This window comes from Oceanitalea stevensii (assembly GCF_014837105.1).
Classification (GTDB): domain Bacteria; phylum Actinomycetota; class Actinomycetes; order Actinomycetales; family Actinomycetaceae; genus Oceanitalea; species Oceanitalea stevensii.
The window spans coordinates 33,733-50,340 of sequence record NZ_JACSPO010000010.1 but is presented as its reverse complement, the minus strand read 5'-3'; the positions used below and the strand labels follow the sequence as shown (position 1 = coordinate 50,340).

Here is a 16,608-nt window from a genome sequence, read left to right as displayed (position 1 = left end):
GCCCATCGGACCAGGAGGACCGCTTGATCGACCTAGTGGATGTGTCCAAGACCTTCCGCACACCCGGCGGTGAGGTCCACGCGCTCGACCACGTCTCCCTGCGCGTCGAGCCGGGGGAGATCTTCGGGATCGTCGGCCAGTCCGGCGCCGGCAAGTCGACCCTCATCCGCACCGTCAACGCCCTGGAGAAGCCGGACTCCGGGACGGTCACGGTCGACGGCGCCGTCATCTCCGAGCTCAAGGGCAAGGAGCTGCGCGAGGCCCGCCGTCGCGCCGGGATGATCTTCCAGCACTTCAACCTGCTGTCCTCCCGCACCGCGCAGGCCAACGTCGAGCTCGCCCTCGAGATCGCCGGCACCTCCCGCGCGGACCGCCGCCATCGCGCCACTGAGATCCTCGAGCTCGTCGGCCTGTCCGACCGCGCCGGCGCCTACCCCGCCCAGCTCTCTGGGGGCCAGAAGCAGCGCGTGGGCATCGCCCGCGCCCTCGCCGACAACCCGAGCGTCCTCCTCTCCGACGAGGCCACCTCGGCCCTCGACCCGGAGACCACCCGCTCGGTCCTCGACCTCATCCGCCGCCTGTCCCGCGAGCTCGGCCTCACCGTCCTCCTCATCACCCACGAGATGGACGTCATCAAGCGCATCTGCGACTCCGCCGCGCTCATGGAGCACGGCCGCATCCTCGAGCACGGCCCCATGGACCAGCTGCTCACCACCCCCGGCTCGCGGCTGGCCGCCGAGCTCTTCCAGCTCGGGGAGCTGCCGCCCGAGCGCGGCACGACGATCATCGACGTCACCTTCACCAAGCAGACCTCCTCCGAGCCCGTCATCGCGCGCCTCGCCCGCGACCAGGGCCTGGACGTCGCCATCCTCGGCGCCGCGATGGAGACCATCCACGACGGCACCCAGACCGGCCGCACCCGGCTCGAGATCCCCGCCGCCACCGGCGACCAGGTGGAGGCCGCCCTGTCCTACCTGCGCTCCCAGGGCCTGTTCGTGGAGGTGGTCCGATGATCGACCGCAACGACCCGGACTTCTGGTCCGACCTCGTCGAGATCGTCTCCCGCGGCACGTGGCAGACGCTCTACATGGTCTTTGTCGCGCTGCTGTTCACCGTGGTCGTCGGGACCGCCGTCGGCGTCCTCCTCGTCACCACCGAGAAGGACGGCCTCTACGCCAAGCCCTTCGGCTCCCGTGCGCTGGGCAAGGTGGTGAACCGGACTCTCGACGTCGTCGTCAACATCGGCCGCTCGATCCCGTTCATCATCCTCATGATCCTGCTCATCCCCTTCACCCGGCTGGTCGTCGGCACCTTCATCGGCCCGACGGCCTCGATCGTCCCGCTCACCATCGCCGGCATCCCGTTCTTCGCCCGGCTCGTGGAGATCGCGGTCCGCGAGGTGCCCCGCGGGGTCATCGACGCCGCCGTCTCCCTCGGCGCCACCAGGCGCACGATCATGTTCAAGGTCCTCCTCGCCGAGGCGGTCCCCGCCCTCACGCTGGGACTGTCGACGACCGTCGTCGGCCTCATCGGCTACTCCGCGATGGTCGGGGCCGTCGGTGGCGGCGGGCTCGGGGACGTGGCCTTCCGCTACGGGTACCAGCGCTACAGCCTCGAGTACATGCTCGTCGTCGTCGTGCTCCTCGTCGTCCTCGTCCAGATCCTCCAGTCGGCCGGCAACTACGTCGCCCGACGTGCGTCCCACCGCTAGAAAGTAGATCCATGCGCCTCACCCGCACCCTGCCCGTCGCCGTCGTCGCCGCCCTCGCCCTCACCGCCTGTGGCGGAGGGGACGACGACGGCGCAGCCTCCGACGCCGAGTCCGACACCATCCGCGTGGCGGCCCTCGCCGTCCCCGCCGGCGACATGCTCCGCTTCGTCGCCGAGGAGCTCGCCCCCGCCGAGGGGCTGACCGTGGAGTTCGTCGAGTTCAGCGACTACAACACGCCCAACCCGGCCGTGGTCGACGGCGACGCCGACGCCAACCTCTTCCAGAACACGACGTTCATGGAGACCTTCAACGAGGCCATGGGCGAGGACCTCGTCTCCGTCGGCGAGGTCTACCTGCCGCGGATGGGCCTGTACTCCAACGACTTCGGCTCGCTCGAGGAGCTGCCCGACGGCGCCTCGGTCGCGATCCCGAACGACCCGACCAACGAGGGCCGCGCCCTCAAGCTCCTCGCCGCGCACGGCCTCATCGAGGTCACCGAGGAGCCCATCACGATCGCCGACATCACCGCGAACCCGCGCAACATCGAGTTCGTCGAGATCGAGAACGCCACCCTGCCGCAGGCCGTCGAGGACCAGGACGCCGCGATCGTCACCGCCGCCTTCGCGCTGCCCGCCGGCCTGGGCGAGGACAAGATGATCCTCGCCGAGGAGAGCGACAGCGACTACTACAACGTCCTGTCGACGACGCCGGAGCTCGCCGACGACCCGCGCATCGCCACCCTCTACGAGCTGCTCACCTCCGACGAGATGGACCAGTTCATCGAGGAGGAGTACCAGGGCGTCATCATCCCGGTGGAGTGATCCGGGACAACTGAGCTCCGGGCGTTGGACGTCGCGGACCACGCTGCAGAAACGGAACTGCGCGGCTGACATATCAGCAGCGCAGTTCCGTTTCTGCAGCGAGGACAGGGGAGGGGGCGCCGGCCGCCGTCTCAGAGCGCGACGGCGACGAGCGCGGCGGCCGGCAGCACGGACGACGCGACGGTGCCCTTGACGCTCTTCCCGCGCGGCCGCCAGTAGCCGAGCGCGTCGGCCAGGCCCATGGACAGCGAGGAGAGCAGCAGGTACACCAGGCAGGCGACGACGAGGACGGTGCCGGCGGCGGGGTCGCCGAGGTTCACCATGCCCAGCCCCACGAGCGTGCCGACGCCGACCAGGGCGTTGCGTGCCCCGATGCAGAAGGACCACAGGTGGACGTTCGAAAGGCCGTCCGGCTCGATGCCGAGGAAGCGCTGGACCCGGGGGCGGTGGATGTAGAAGGCCTCCAAGGGGGAGACGGCGATGACGATGACCGCCGCCAGAGCGGCGCAGATCTGGGCGAACGTGCTCATGGCTTCCTGCCCGGGACGGCTTCGATGAGGGAGACGGGCGAGACCGTGGGGACGATCCGCGTGGTCCGGAACCCGGTGTCGGCCAGCAGGGCGCGCCACTGGGGCTCGGTGCGCTCGCGGCCACCGACGAACAGCATCATGTCGAGGTCGAGCGCCTTGGAGAAGTCCGGCGTGTTCCCCGGTGGGACGACGCCGTCGAGCACGAGGAGGGTCGCGCGTTCGCGCACGTGCTCGCGCAGGGTGGTGAGGATCGCGGCGGCCTGGGCGTCGTCGTAGTCGTGGAGCACGCGGCGCAGGAGGTAGAGGTCGCCGTCGGGAGGAACCGTGTCGAAGAACGACCCGGCCTCGAACCGGTAGCGGTCGCCGAGGCCGGCCTCCCCGAGCAGGCGGGCAGCGCCGTCGGCCATGGACGAGCGCTCGACGAGCACCCCCTCGGCGGCGGGGGCGGCCCCGAGCACGAGGGCGAGGAGCTGCCCGTGCCCGCCACCGAGGTCGACGACCCGGGAGAAGCGGGTGAAGTCGTACACGGCGGAGACCGCGGGCCAGTCCAGGGCGGAGAGACGGGTCATGGCCGCGTGGAAGACGTCGCCGAACTCGGCGTCGTGCTCCAGGTGCTCCCATATCGACCGGCCGAGGGCCCGCTCGGCGCCCGGTTCGCCCGTCCGGACGGTCGTGGCGAGCTCCGCCCAGACCCGTTGGTAGCTCGGGTCGCCGAGCATGAGGACGACGGCGCGCATGGAGTCACGCGTTCCCGTGCGCAGCCGGTCCGCCAGCGGTGTCAGCGCGAAGCGGCCGTCGGGCTCCTCGCTGAAGACGCCCCACATGGCGCACGCCCGCAGCAGGCGGTGCGTCGCGTCCTCGTGCGTGCCGACCCGCGCGGCGACGTCGGCGGGGGACAGCGGGCCGGCGACGAGCGTGTCCGGGATGCGGAGGCGCGTCGCGGCGTAGACCGCGTGCGTCGCCATGAAGCCGGAGGCCAGCTCGAGCACGCCGACCTCGGGCGGCACCATGCGCGCGGCGAGCTTCTGGACCGTCGTCCGGACCGTGGTCGCGGCCCGGACGAGCCGGGTGGGAGGAACCCTGCTCATGATGACCCCTATGATGGTCAGTGTTGCTGACTAGTTTCCTCCGTACCTGACCGCTGTCAAGGGGGTGTGCCGATGGATCTCGCGACGATGATGTTCGTCTCCTACCGGGCCATGGACGAGCGGGTGGTCGGCGCGATGCGGGCGGCCGGCTTCGACGTGACGCCGGCCCAGGCCCGGCTCGCGCAGCGGATCGCTGACGGCGGGTCGCGGCTCACCGACCTCGCGCGGCAGGCGCAGGTGACGAAGCAGACGGCGAGCCTGCTGGTCGTCGCGCTCGAGGAGAAGGGGCTCGTCGAGCGGGTCCCGGACCCGGCCGACGGGCGGGCCCGCCTCATCCGCTTCACACCGCAGGGCCGTGTGGCCGCCGAGCAGGCGCTGCAGGTGGTGGCCGCGGTGGAACGCGAGTGGGAGGAGCACCTCGGCGCCCAGCTGGCCGAGTGCCTGCGGGAGGCGCTGATCCGGCTGCGGGAGGTCACCGACCCCTCCGGGTGACCTGGTGGTCCTGGAGCAGCAGCCCCGGACCTCGCTGCTGAGACCGAGCTGCGCTGCTGATATGTCAGCCGCGCAGCTCGGTCTCAGCAGCGGGGATCGGACCGGGCCGGCAGGCTGGCCCGGCTGCCGGCTGCCGCTGCTGCCGCTGCCTCAGCCGGCGAGGGTGAAGGAGATCTCCGGGGCGTCGTCGTGCTCGCCCGCGGGCGCGTACGCCACGGTGTGCTCGCCGGCGTCGGCGATCTCGACCGGGCCCTCGTAGGCCAGCCACTCGCCGCCGTCGAGGGAGTACTCGATCGCCTCGACGCCGTCCTCGGCAGGCTCGAGCACGAGGGTGACCGCACCGTCGTAGGCGGCGAAGTCCGCGCAGGCGATGGGCAGACCGGGGAACTCGGAGTCGTGGATCATCATCGACAGCGGCGTCTCGCGCGGGACCCAGTCGGCCCCGCCGGAGCCGAGCGCGCTGCCGGTCTGGCTCGGCTCGAGCGGGCCGGCCGGGTCGTTGGACGAGGACAGCCAGATCTCGTTCGGCGGCTCGGGCGGGCCGGCGTGGTCGTGCATGTAGTGCCCGCCGAACTCGGTGCACGAGCCGTCGTGCAGGTGGGCGGGGTGGGGCGCACCGGAGGTGAGGCCGGTGACGTTGGTGGACATCTGGGTGCCGTACTCGTCCTTGACGAGCGTCACGGTGCCCTCGACGACCAGCGTGTTCGTCCCGCTGCCCAGGCCCTCGTCGAGGGGGCCGTAGGTGCCGGTCGAGGTGCCGAGCACGGAGGCGGCGACCGGGCCGGTGGCCGCTGCGGCTGCGGCGTCGTGGTCCTCGGCGCCGTGCGCCCCGTGGGCGCCGTGGTCCGCGGCCTCGGTGCTCTCGGTCGTCGGTGCCGGTGACTCAGCGGTGGAGCTGGGCGTGGCGTCCGCCGGCGCCTCCTCCGCGTCGGAGCACGCGGCCACGACAAGGCCCAGGCTGAGGACGACAGTTGCCATCCGGATGTTCGAGCGCATCGTTGCCTCCGTCCGGCGGCACCCGTTGCCGCCCGCGAAATTGTATAGGCATGTGCGCCAAATCGGACGCAACCGTCCGGGGCTGCTCAGCTCTCCTTGGGGGACACCCGGTAGCGGCGCAGGACCAGCGCCGGGTTGGTCCCGCGCACCTGCTCCAGGCGGGCGCGGTCCAGCTGGGCCACGGCCACGCCGGGCGCCTCTCCGGCCGCGGCCAGCGCGACGCCCATGGGGTCGAGGACGACGCTGCTGCCGACGCTCGTCGGCCCCGTCTGGTCCGCGCCAAGCACGTAGACGGTGTTCTCGATCGCCCGCGCCCGCAGCAGCGTGCCCCAGTGGTACTCCTTGAGCGGCCCCGGCGCCCAGGCGGCGGGGACGGCGAGGACGTCTGCGCCGGCGTCGACGAGCGTGCGGGAGACCTCGGGGAAGCGAACGTCGTAGCAGGTCTGCAGGCCCACGGTGAAGCCGTCGACCTCGAGCAGCGCGGCCTCCTGCGGGTCGGCCGCCATGACGCGGTCGGACTCCCGGTAGCCGAAGGCGTCGTAGAGGTGGACCTTGCGGTAGACCGCGCGCAGCTCCCCGTCCTGGAGGCCGACGAGCGCGTTGCGGATCCGCTCGCCGTCGGCGGCCTCGTTGACGCCGGCGACGACGGTGAGGCCCAGCTCGGCCGACAGCTCCCGCAGCCGCCCGACGCTCGGCCCGTCCAGCGGCTCGGCACTCGCGACGAAGCGCTCATCCATGGCCGGCGCGGTGAAGACGGAGAACTCGGGCAGCACCGCGAGCCGCGCGCCGCGGCCGGCCGCCGTGCGCAGGTGCTCCTCGATGGTCCGCAGGTTCGCGGCCTTGTCCTGCCCGGGCGCGAACTGCGCCACCGCCACGGTCAGCGCCATGGTGCTTCTCCCTCCGACGACCTCCGGCCGAGGGTACCGCTCCCGCCGGGAGGCCCTGCCGTCGGCGTCCGCACGACGGCGGCGCCACTCCCCGCCCGAGAAGTAGCGCCGTCGTCGGCCCCCCACCGGCACGTGCGAACCGGCTCGAGGTCTGTGCGTGTGCCCACACTAGCGGTCGACGGCGCTCGCGGGGGCGCGTTTGTCGTCTCGTGACGACGTGGGGGGTGGCGCGTCAGGTCATCTCCATGAAGCGCTCGGCGACGGCGGCCGGGCCGACGACGATGATCGTGTCGCCCTTGGCGAGCACGGTCTCACCGGTGGCGTGCCCCCAGCTGCCGTCGGGCTGGCGCACCGCGACGACGTTGAGGTTGTGCTTCTTGCGGAAGCCGACCTTGTCCAGGGGCCGGCCGGTCATCGCCTCCGGTGCCGCCGCGGTCACCATCGCGAAGCCGCCCCCGAGGTCGAGGTACTCGGCGATGGTGCCCCGCAGCAGGTGCGCCACCCGCCGGCCCATGTCGCTCTCCGGGTAGACGACGTGGTGGACGCCCAGCTGGGTGAGGATCTGCCCGTGGGCCGCCGTGATGGCCTTGGCCCACACGTGCGGCACGGCCAGGCGCAGCAGCCACGAGCTCGTGAGGATCGAGGCCTCCATGCTCGAGCCGATCGCGACGACGGCGTGGCTGAGGTCGGCGACACCGAGCTGGCGGAGCACCTCCTCGCGGGTGGCATCCGCGCGGACCACCTGGGTGAGGCGGCCGTTGAGGTCCTGGACGATCGTCTCGTCCGTGTCGATGCCGAGGACGTCGACGCCGGACGCGGCGAGCTCCAGGGCCAGTGCCTGGCCGAAGCGGCCCAGGCCGATGACGACGACGGAGTCGTCGCGCCCCAGGGAGGTGATGCCGCGGCGGCGGGGGCGAAGGTGCTCAGCCAATGAGGGGTCTCTCCTTCGGGAGTTCGTACAGGCGCTTGCGGGAACGCAGCGCCAGTGCCGTCGCGAGCGTGACGGGACCCACCCGGCCCGCGAACATGACGACGACGAGCAGCAGCTGCCCGCCGTCGGGCAGGAGGTGGGTGATCCCGGTGGACAGACCCACCGTGGCGAAGGCCGAGATCACCTCGAAGACGAGCTGGTCCAGGGTGAACTGGGTGGTGATGAGCAGCGCCCACGTGCTCCCCATGACGACGGCGACGGAGAGCGTGAGCACCGTGATGGCCTGGCGGTGCACGGAGCGGGAGAGCCGTTTGCCGAAGACGTTGACGGCGCCCTCGCCGCGGATCTCGGTGAGGACGATGGCGAGCAGGACGGCCGCCGTCGTGATCTTGATGCCGCCGGCGGTGCCCGCCGGGCCGGCGCCGATGAACATGAGGACGTCCTGGGCGAACCACGTCTGGGTGTTCATCTCCGCGGTGTCCACCGAGTTGAAGCCTGCGGTGCGCGCGACGGTGGCGGCGAAGAAGCCCGCGAGCAGCTTCGCCGGCACGTCGAGCGGGCCGAGGGTCCCCGGGTTGTCCCACTCGAGGGCGGTGATCGTCACGGTGCCCCCGACGAGCAGGACGGCGGTGCCCGCGAGCACGATGCGGGTGTTCATGCTCCACAGCCGCGGCACGCGCACGTGGCGGCGCAGCTCGATGAAGACCGGGAAGCCGACGCCACCGAGGATGACGGCGACGGCGAGGGGCAGGCACACCCAGGGGTCTGCGACGAAGCCCATGACGTTGTCGGAGTACAGCGCGAAACCGGCGTTGTTGAAGGCCGAGCCGGCGTGGAAGACGCCGTGCCACAGCGCCTGCCCGGGCGGGTAGTCGTAGGTGAGCGCGAAGCGTGCCGCCAGGACGACGGCGGTGGCGGCCTGGACGGTGAGGGCCACCTTGGCGATCCCGACGACGAGCTCGCGCAGGTCCCCGGTGGTCGGGGTGCCGAGGGAGGCGCTCGTGGCCATGCGCGAGCGCAGGCCCAGGCGGTGGACGAGCAGGAGGCCGAGCAGCGACGCGAAGGTCATGAGCCCCAGACCCCCGAGCTCGATGAGCGCGAGGATGACGACGTGCCCGAAGCCGCTCCAGTAGGTGGCGGTGTCGACGACGATCAGGCCGGTCACCGAGACGGCCGAGCCCGCCGTGAAGAGCGCGTCGACGAGGCCGGCGCTGCCGCCCGCCTCCGGGGTCACCGAGACGGGGAGCATGAGGAGCCCGGTGCCGGCGGCGAGCGCGGCGGCGTAGCTCGCCACGATGACCTGTGCGGGGTGGGCCGGGGATCGCCGGCGGAGGGAAGGTCGCGTGTGACCCGTGTGTGGCACGCGAGGACTGTAGACCCACCGGGGCCCTCACGCCCACACCCGCGAGGGGCCGTTCCCCTCGGCCGCGGTGCCCGCTAGCGTGGCCCGCACCCGAGGGAGGGACCCACCATGAGGATCACGCGTCTGACCACCGTCTTCGACGCCGCCGACATCGAGGCCGAGAGCCGCTTCTGGGCGGGCGTCCTGGGCGGCACCGTCACCGTCACCGCCGAGGACTGGCACAAGGTGCTGGTCGACGGCGCGAACCCGGTCTCGGTCCAGCTCGCCCCCGACCACGTCCCGCCGCAGTGGCCCGACGGCAACCCCCAGCAGGTGCACGTGGACCTGTGGGTCGAGGACGTCGCCGCGGCCCACGAGCACGTGATGTCGGTGGGGGCCGAGCTGCTCCAGGAGGCCCAGTACCCGGACGAGGACGAGGACTTCCAGGTGTACGCGAGCCCGGCCGGCCACCCCTTCTGCCTGTGCTTCTCCCGGGCGGCGTCATGAGGGACCCCAAGGAGATGCTCCACGAGTACCTGCAGCGGAGCCGCGACGTGATGCTGTGGAAGCTCGAGGGCCTGCCCGAGCGGGAGCTGCGCTGGCCGCACACGCCCACCGGCACCAACCTGCTCGGCCTGGTCAAGCACCTCGCCGGCGTCGAGCTCGGCTACTTCGGGGAGACCTTCGGCCGGCCGAGCCCCGTCGCGCTGCCGTGGATGAGCGAGGACGCCGAGGACAACGCGGACATGTGGGCGACGGCGGAGGAGTCGGTCGAGGACGTCGTCGGCCTGTACCGCCGGGCGTGGGCGCTCTCGGACGCGACCATCGCCGAGCTCGACCTCGACTCACCCGGCCGCGTGCCGTGGTGGCGGGCCGGTGACGTCACGCTCCACCACATCCTCGTCCACGTCATCGCCGAGACCTCCCGGCACGCGGGCCACGCCGATATCGTGCGCGAGCAGATCGACGGCGCCGCCGGCCTGCGCACGGGCGCGACCAACCTGCCCGGCCGGGGAGAGCGGTGGTGGGCCGAGTACGTCGAGCGGCTGAAGGAGGTCGCCGACGGCGCTCGATAGGCTGGGGGCACCATGACCGAGAACCCCGCTCCCGCCCTTGCCGACGACGGCGCCCGCTCCGGCGCCGTCCGCGTCCGTTTCTGCCCCTCGCCGACGGGGACCCCGCACGTCGGGCTCATCCGCACGGCGCTGTTCAACTGGGCCTACGCGCGCCACGTGGGCGGGACCTTCGTGTTCCGGATCGAGGACACCGACGCCGCCCGCGACTCCGAGGAGAGTTACCAGCAGCTCCTCGACGCGATGCGCTGGCTCGGGCTCGACTGGGACGAGGGCGTCGAGGTGGGCGGGCCGCACGAGCCCTACCGCCAGTCCCAGCGCATGGACCTGTACTCGGACGTCGCCGCGAAGCTGCTCGAGGCGGGGCACGCCTACGAGTCCTTCTCCACCCCCGAGGAGATCGAGGCCCGGCACCGCGCCGCCGGGCGCGACCCCAAGCTGGGCTACGACGGCCACGACCGCGACCTCACCGAGGAGCAGAAGGCCGCCTACCGCGCCGAGGGCCGCGAGCCGGTGCTGCGCATCCGCATGCCTGAGGAGGACGTCGCCTTCACCGACCTCGTCCGCGGCGAGATCAGCTTCAAGGCCGGCTCGGTACCGGACTTCGTCATCGTCCGTGCCAACGGCCAGCCGCTGTACACGCTCGTCAACCCCGTCGACGACGCCCTGATGAACATCACCCACGTGCTGCGCGGTGAGGACCTCCTGTCCTCCACCCCGCGCCAGGTGGTGCTCTACCGCGCGCTGCTCGACATCGGCGTCGCCTCGGTCATGCCGCAGTTCGGGCACCTGCCCTACGTCATGGGGGAGGGCAACAAGAAGCTGTCCAAGCGCGACCCGGAGTCCAACCTCTTCCTCCACCGCGAGCGCGGCTTCACCCCCGAGGGTCTGCTCAACTACCTCGCGCTGCTCGGCTGGGCGATCTCCCCGGACAACGACATCTTCACCCGCGAGGAGATGGTTGCCGCCTTCGACGTCGCCGACGTCAACCCCAACCCGGCGCGCTTCGACCTCAAGAAGGCCGAGGCCATCAACGCCACCCACCTGCGCCTGCTGGCGCCGGAGGACTTCCGTGGGCGTCTCGTGCCGTACCTGCGCGACGCCGGCGTGGTGGGGGCCGGCACCTTCGAGGAGCTGCCGGCGGAGCAGCAGGCGCTGCTCACCGCCGCCGCGCCGCTCGTGCAGGAGCGCATGACCCTGCTCGGCGAGGCGCCGGGGATGCTCGGCTTCCTCTTCGTGGCCGACGACGCCGTCGTGGTGGAGGAGGACGCGCGGGGGGCACTGCGTCCCGAGGCCGCCGACGTGCTCGACCGCTCGATCGCCGTCCTCGAGGGGCTGGCGGACTTCTCCCCGGAGGCCCAGCAGGAGGCGCTCAAGGCGGTGCTCGTCGAGGAGATGGGCATCAAGCCGCGCTTCGCCTACGCGCCGCTGCGCGTGGCGATCACCGGCCGCCGCGTCTCCCCGCCGCTGTTCGAGTCGATGGAGATCCTCGGCAAGGACGCCTCCCTCACGCGCCTGCGCGCCCTCCGCGCGAGCCTGTAGCTCTCCAGCTCGGCCCGCCCCGCCGACGGTGCACCTGTCGCCGTCGGGGCAGGGGAGCCGGCCCGGGGGAGGACGTGTCCGGGACCGTGAGACTGATTCACCAGGTGGATCAGTCTCACGGTCCCGTCCTACGTCACCTTCCGGCCCCGTTCCCGGCACCGCCGACCGCGCCGGGCGGCTCCGTCGAAGGGGCAGAGCTGCTCCTGCGTCGGTAGCAGACCCCGCATCGTCTCGACTCCCGGCCGCCCCGCGTTCACCGAGCGTTCGCTGAGGTCCGTCCGGCCATTCACCACTGCTCCCTACCGTCCGAGGCGCCCGCACACCGCGGGTACGAATCGAGTCGAGAGTGAGCATCCCCATGGATCACCGACCTTGCGGCCTGACCCGCCGCGGTCTGATCGCCACCGGAGTCGTCGCTGCCCTCGTCGGCACGGCCGGCGCAGCGAGCGCCGCCCCCGAGGACACGCCGGCCATCCCCGAGAACGTCATCGTCTTCATCGGTGACGGCATGGGCTACAACCACATCGCCAGCACCAACCTCTACGAGACCGGCCAGAGCCGCTACCAGGTCTTCTCCGACGCCCAGGGGGGCGTGAAGACGCTGCCGGGCAACGCCGTCCAGGTCTACGAGGACTGGGCGCTGACGAACATGACGACCTTCCAGCACGGCAACTCCTACGACCCCGAGCGGGCCTGGACCGACTTCGCCTACATCGCCGGCAACAGCACCGACTCCGGCGCGGCCGGCACCGCGATGGGGACGGGCGCCAAGACGAACAACGGCGTCATCGGCCTGGACCACGAGGGCAACCGCGTCGAGAACCTCACCGAGCGCGCCAAGGCCACCGGCCGCGCCGCCGGCGTCGTCACCTCCGTGCCCTTCAACCACGCCACCCCCGCCGGGTACGTCGCCCACAACGGCGACCGCAACGACTACGTCGGCATGGCGACGGAGATGCTCGGCACCGACCTCGACGTCGTCATGGGCGCCGGCCACCCCGGCTTCACCGACTCCGGCGAGGCGCGCGAGACGCCGTCGTACGACTACATCAGCGAGGGGGACTTCGCCCGCCTCCAGGACGGGCAGACCGGCTTCAGCTACGTCGAGGAGAAAGCCGACTTCGAGGCGCTCGCCGCCGGCGAGGACGTGCCCGAGCGCGTCTTCGGTCTCGCGCAGGTCGCCTCCACCCTCCAGCAGGGCCGCGCGTCCGACGGCGAGGAGACCGCGCCGTACCAGACGCCCCTCAACGACAACGTCCCCTCCCTGGAGACGATGACCGCCGGTGCGCTCAACGTCCTCGAGCAGGACGAGGACGGCCTCTTCCTCATGGTCGAGGGCGGCGCCATCGACTGGACCGGCCACGCCAACGACACGGTCCGCAACATCGAGGAGACCCAGGACTTCAACGCCTCCGTCGAGGCAGCCGTCGAGTGGGTCGAGTCCGAGGACACCGACGCGACCTGGGACAACACCCTCATCATCGTCACGGCGGACCACGAGACCGGCTACCTCGCCGGCGCCGGCTCCGACCCGGGCTGGACCCCCATGCACGGTGACGCCGAGCAGCTGCCCACGCTGGACTGGTACTCCGGCAGCCACACCAACCAGCTCGTCCCCGTCTTCGCCAAGGGCGTCGGCGTCGACACGCTCCTCGCCCGCGCGACGGGCACCGACCCGGTCCGTGGCGAGTACCTCGACAACACCGACCTCGCCAACGTCCTCCTCGACGAGCTGTGGGCCACCCAGCCCTCCGAGGACGGCATCGAGGTCGAGGCCGTGATCCCCGAGCTCGGTGACGGCGAGGGCCCCGGCCTGCCCGGCACGCTCGTGCTCTCCGTGGCCGACGGCAAGGTCGCGCTCGGCGACCTGCGCCACGCCGGTGACCGCCTTCGTCTCGACGGCGAGCTGCCCACCGTCTCGGTGACCGACTCGCGCGCCGAGGCCGCCGGCTGGGCCGTCTCCGGCCAGGCCTCCTCGCTCGTCTCCGCGGACGAGCGCGTCATCCGCGCCGGCCACCTCGGCTGGACCCCGGGCCTCGTCGAGGAGCAGGACGGCGTCACCCCCGGCGAGCGCGTGCGCTCGGTGATGTCCGGCGGCGAGGGCCTCGCCGCCGCGCAGACCCTCGCGTACGCGGACGCCGAGGGCCGTATCGGCACCGCCGTGCTCGACGCCGACCTCGAGCTTGAGGTGCCCGTCGACACGCGCGACGGCGCCTACACCGGGTCGCTGACCGTGACCCTCTTCCCGGTCGACTGACCACACCACCCCCTTGCCATGCCCGCCGGTGCGACCCGCCGGCGGGCACGGCTCGACCCCGTGAAGGACCCACCCATGCGTCACCTGCGCACCACGGTGGCGAGCCTGCTGCTCGCCCTGCCCCTCGCCGTCGTCGTCCCCGCCGCGGTGCACGCGGACGTCGCCGACCCGCACTTCGGGGAGAAGTCCGTGCCCGATGGCGGGGCACCGCCGACGGAGGGGGAGCCGCAGGACGCGACCGGTGACGCGCCGTCGCGCCCCGCCGACCAGGTCACCTTCGGGATCGCGCCGGCGGGGGCCGACGGCGCCGACGGGCGGGTGTCCTTCCGGCTCGAGCTGGAGCCGGGGGCGAGCCACACCGACCACGTCGAGGTGGCGAACTACTCCGAGGAGCCGATCACGCTCGCGCTCCTCGCCTCGGACGGGACCGTGACGGCGGGTGGGAACTTCGACGTGCTGCCCAGCGACGTCGCGCCCGAGGCGGCCGGCTCGTGGGTGGAGATCGAGGAGGAGGTCGACCTCGAGCCCATGGGCAGCGCCGTCGTGCCCTTCACGGTCACCGTGCCCGACGACGCGACGCCGGGGGACCAGCCCGCGGGGATCGTCGCCTCGCTGCGGTCCGTGGGGACCGACGTGGAGGGCAGCTCGGTCTCCCTCGACTCACGCGCCGGTGCGCGGCTGCACCTGCGGGTGGCCGGGGACCTCCTGCCCGCGCTCGGCGTCGCGGACCTGCAGGCCGAGTACCGGCCGTCGTGGAACCCCTTCGCGCCCGGGACGGTGGACCTGTCGTGGACCGTGGAGAACGAGGGCAACGTGCGGCTCGGGGCGGCGCAGGTCGCGAGCGTGACGGGGCTGCTCGGGACCGGGGGCGGCGACGTGGTCGTCGACGGGCCGCGTGAGGTGCTGCCGGGCCAGTCCGCGACGCAGACGGCGTCGGTCGAGGCGTGGCCGACCTTCCGGCTCGGCGTCGAGGTCGGCCTGACGCCGGTGGTCGTGGGGAGCGACGAGGTGCCCGGTGAGCTGCCGGCCGCCGTCGGGACGGTCTCGGTGTGGGCGGTGCCGTGGGCGCAGCTCGCGCTCCTCGCGCTGGTGGCCGGGCTCGTGGTGCTCGCGGTGGCCCGCCGTCGTCGTGCCGCGGCACGGCTGGAGGCGGCGGTCGCCGCCGCCCGTGCGGAGGCCCGCGAGCTGGCGACGGCGACCACGCAGTAACGCCACGGCCGCCGACAGTGCACCTCCCGCCGTCGTCCGTGCCGGGAGGGGGCGCCGTCCTGGGCGTCGGGTCGGGGAAGTGCCTACACCTCGGGCGGGGCGGCCGCGGTGGCGGGCGCCGCGTGGAGGGAGGCCAGCAGCTGGAGCTTCTCGGCGCTGGGCGAGCCGGGCGCCGCACCGTAGACGACGAGCTGGTGCCCGGGCAGTCCCCTGACGTCGAAGGCGTGGTAGTCGAGGGAGAGCTCGCCGACCTCGCCGTGGTGGAGCTCCTTGGACTCGTGCGTCTTGCCGCGCACGTCGTGCCGCGCCCACAGGTGACGGAAGGCAGCGCTGGCCGAGGCGAGCTCGGCGACGAGCGCGCGCACGCCGTCGGCCGCGTCCACGTGCCCCAGCGCGAGACGCAGGTTGGCGACGCACGACTCCGCCGCCCGGTCCCAGCGGACGTAGAACCGCGCCCCGACCGGGTCGAGGAACGTCATGCGGGCGAGGTTGTCGAGGCGGGCGAAGTCGGCGTACAGGGCGGCCGCCAGGGCGTTGTGCGCGAGGACGTCGAGCCGGCGGTCGATGACGACGGCGGGTGTGTGCGGCCACGCCTCGAGCAGCTCACGCAAAGCCTGCGGGGGCGGCTCGGTGGCGGGCGCCAGCGCCGTGGGCGCGAGACCGGCGAGGCGGAAGAGGTGCTCGCGCTGGTCGAGGTCGAGGCACAGGGCGCTGGCGATCGCGCCCAGCACCGACGGCGAGGGGTTGCGCTCGCGGCCCTGCTCCAGGCGCGCGTAGTAGTCCACGCTCACGCCCGCGAGCACGGCGACCTCCTCCCGGCGCAGCCCGGGCACCCGGCGCGGGGTGTGCGCGGTGACGCCGACGTCCGCGGGCCGCACGTGGCCGCGCCGCGCCTTGAGGAAGGAGCCGAGCTCGGAGGTGGTCACCCTCAGACGGTACGGGCCGCGCCCGCGCCCAACCAGGACCTGGCGCTCCCTGGCAGGCTCCGCCGTCGGGTCATGACGAAGCCGGCGTGGTGGAGGACGCCGTCCACGAGCTGGCCGAAGGCCCAGAAGCCGGAGTCGTCGAGGTAGGTGATGCGGTCCTCGTGGACCCAGTAGCGGCCGGTGAACGCGTCGGCGCGGCCGCTCCTGGTCTCGGAGTAGCGCCCGTCGGGCCGCAGGTGCTGCTGGAGGGCGCGACCGGTGTCGTGCCAGGTGCCGGCCCACGTGGCACGGACGGTGGGGTCGGTGAGGTCCTCGCCCGCGGGTCGCGTCGGCTCGCCGTCCCAGGCCTCGAGGTGGCCGGCGACGTACACGGCGAGGAGGTCGCGCGGGTCGACGACGAGCATGCGGCGCACCTGCGACTCGTCGACCGGCCGGCGGACGACGGCGAAGGTGGCCGCGTTGCCGGGGACGAGGTCGAACCTGTCCCGCTCGGCGGGAGGCAGCTGAGCGACGGCGGACTCGACGAGCAGCGGGACCGCGTACGCGCCGTCGGCGCGGACGCGCTCGGTGGTGGGGGACGGTGAGCCAGCGGCGACGCGGTCCCCGACGACGGTGAGGTCCGCGGGAGTCGTGGCCCCCGGGACCGGCATGACGTGGGCACCGGTGAGGACGAAGGACGGGGAGGGTGGTGTGGGCATGGCTCCAGCCTCGCGCGGGCGCAGCTGCGGGAGAAGGCCGGGGTGCACCAGTGAGTGGCACACCCCGGCTGCGGGTCCGCCTCGCGCCGACAGCCGAACTCCTCG

17 protein-coding genes are annotated in these 16,608 nt (G+C 72.7%); 9 read left to right on the top strand and 8 right to left on the bottom strand.

The genetic code is table 11. The annotated features are described in order from the left end of the window. The first annotated feature begins 23 nt into the window (after positions 1 to 23). Genes H9624_RS13735 through H9624_RS13725 form a run of 3 tightly spaced genes read left to right on the top strand, consistent with a single transcriptional unit; the run spans position 24 to position 2,532 of the window. Positions 24 to 1,013 (top strand): methionine ABC transporter ATP-binding protein, encoded by a 990-nt coding sequence (locus tag H9624_RS13735; protein ID WP_251840463.1) that lies wholly within the window; start codon positions 24 to 26, stop codon positions 1,011 to 1,013. Then, a complete protein-coding gene (locus tag H9624_RS13730) occupies positions 1,010 to 1,711 on the top strand; it encodes a methionine ABC transporter permease (protein WP_251840462.1) in 702 nt (233 codons plus the stop codon). The genes H9624_RS13735 and H9624_RS13730 overlap by 4 nt, the downstream gene beginning before the upstream one ends. Before the next feature lie 11 nt (positions 1,712 to 1,722). Continuing rightward, positions 1,723 to 2,532, top strand: a complete 810-nt coding sequence (locus tag H9624_RS13725) for a MetQ/NlpA family ABC transporter substrate-binding protein (RefSeq protein WP_251840461.1) — start codon at positions 1,723 to 1,725, stop codon at positions 2,530 to 2,532. 131 nt (positions 2,533 to 2,663) lie between these two features. Here the strand turns inward: H9624_RS13725 and H9624_RS13720 are convergent, their stop codons facing one another. After that, positions 2,664 to 3,062 (bottom strand): DUF1304 family protein, encoded by a 399-nt coding sequence (locus tag H9624_RS13720; RefSeq protein WP_251840460.1) that lies wholly within the window; start codon positions 3,060 to 3,062, stop codon positions 2,664 to 2,666. Further along, positions 3,059 to 4,150: a methyltransferase gene (locus H9624_RS13715; protein WP_251840459.1), complete on the bottom strand. Its 1,092-nt coding sequence runs from the start codon at positions 4,148 to 4,150 to the stop codon at positions 3,059 to 3,061. The genes H9624_RS13720 and H9624_RS13715 overlap by 4 nt, the downstream gene beginning before the upstream one ends. Before the next feature lie 72 nt (positions 4,151 to 4,222). On the opposite strand from H9624_RS13715, the gene H9624_RS13710 reads away from it, so the two are divergent. After that, entirely contained in the window at positions 4,223 to 4,642 is a 420-nt protein-coding gene (locus H9624_RS13710; RefSeq protein WP_251840458.1) for a MarR family winged helix-turn-helix transcriptional regulator, read from the top strand. A gap of 150 nt (positions 4,643 to 4,792) precedes the next feature. On the opposite strand, the gene H9624_RS16660 is transcribed toward H9624_RS13710, so the two are convergent. From H9624_RS16660 to H9624_RS13690, 4 genes are all read right to left on the bottom strand, one after another. Then, positions 4,793 to 5,620: an early set domain-containing protein gene (locus tag H9624_RS16660; protein WP_286011241.1), complete on the bottom strand. Its 828-nt coding sequence runs from the start codon at positions 5,618 to 5,620 to the stop codon at positions 4,793 to 4,795. A 104-nt stretch (positions 5,621 to 5,724) separates the two neighbouring features. After that, positions 5,725 to 6,525, bottom strand: coding sequence for a carbon-nitrogen hydrolase family protein (locus H9624_RS13700; RefSeq protein ID WP_251840457.1), 801 nt, complete (start codon positions 6,523 to 6,525; stop codon positions 5,725 to 5,727). A 232-nt stretch (positions 6,526 to 6,757) separates the two neighbouring features. Then, positions 6,758 to 7,456 (bottom strand): potassium channel family protein, encoded by a 699-nt coding sequence (locus H9624_RS13695; protein WP_251840456.1) that lies wholly within the window; start codon positions 7,454 to 7,456, stop codon positions 6,758 to 6,760. Continuing rightward, positions 7,449 to 8,819, bottom strand: coding sequence for a TrkH family potassium uptake protein (locus tag H9624_RS13690; RefSeq protein WP_251840455.1), 1,371 nt, complete (start codon positions 8,817 to 8,819; stop codon positions 7,449 to 7,451). The genes H9624_RS13695 and H9624_RS13690 overlap by 8 nt, the downstream gene beginning before the upstream one ends. 108 nt (positions 8,820 to 8,927) lie before the next feature. On the opposite strand from H9624_RS13690, the gene H9624_RS13685 reads away from it, so the two are divergent. The 5 genes from H9624_RS13685 (at position 8,928) to H9624_RS13665 (ending at position 14,879) form a co-directional block, all read left to right on the top strand. Further along, the gene (locus H9624_RS13685; protein ID WP_251840454.1) at positions 8,928 to 9,305 is read left to right on the top strand and encodes a VOC family protein; all 378 of its coding nucleotides are present in this window, start codon (positions 8,928 to 8,930) and stop codon (positions 9,303 to 9,305) included. After that, positions 9,302 to 9,874 carry a DinB family protein gene (locus H9624_RS13680; RefSeq protein WP_251840453.1) on the top strand — a complete coding sequence of 191 codons (573 nt, stop codon included), beginning with the start codon at positions 9,302 to 9,304 and terminating at the stop codon, positions 9,872 to 9,874. The genes H9624_RS13685 and H9624_RS13680 overlap by 4 nt, the downstream gene beginning before the upstream one ends. A 12-nt stretch (positions 9,875 to 9,886) precedes the next feature. Then, positions 9,887 to 11,413 (top strand): glutamate--tRNA ligase, encoded by a 1,527-nt coding sequence (gene gltX / locus H9624_RS13675; protein WP_251840452.1) that lies wholly within the window; start codon positions 9,887 to 9,889, stop codon positions 11,411 to 11,413. Positions 11,414 to 11,771: 358 nt separating this feature from the next. Further along, positions 11,772 to 13,670 carry an alkaline phosphatase gene (locus H9624_RS13670; RefSeq protein WP_251840451.1) on the top strand — a complete coding sequence of 633 codons (1,899 nt, stop codon included), beginning with the start codon at positions 11,772 to 11,774 and terminating at the stop codon, positions 13,668 to 13,670. 75 nt (positions 13,671 to 13,745) lie between these two features. Further along, positions 13,746 to 14,879 carry a DUF916 domain-containing protein gene (locus H9624_RS13665; protein ID WP_251840450.1) on the top strand — a complete coding sequence of 378 codons (1,134 nt, stop codon included), beginning with the start codon at positions 13,746 to 13,748 and terminating at the stop codon, positions 14,877 to 14,879. An 83-nt stretch (positions 14,880 to 14,962) separates the two neighbouring features. Here H9624_RS13665 and H9624_RS13660 read toward each other — a convergent pair whose 3' ends face one another. Then, entirely contained in the window at positions 14,963 to 15,805 is an 843-nt protein-coding gene (locus H9624_RS13660; RefSeq protein WP_251840449.1) for a helix-turn-helix domain-containing protein, read from the bottom strand. A gap of 2 nt (positions 15,806 to 15,807) precedes the next feature. Further along, positions 15,808 to 16,503, bottom strand: a complete 696-nt coding sequence (locus tag H9624_RS13655) for an Atu4866 domain-containing protein (RefSeq protein ID WP_251840448.1) — start codon at positions 16,501 to 16,503, stop codon at positions 15,808 to 15,810. Positions 16,504 to 16,608: the final 105 nt, after the last annotated feature.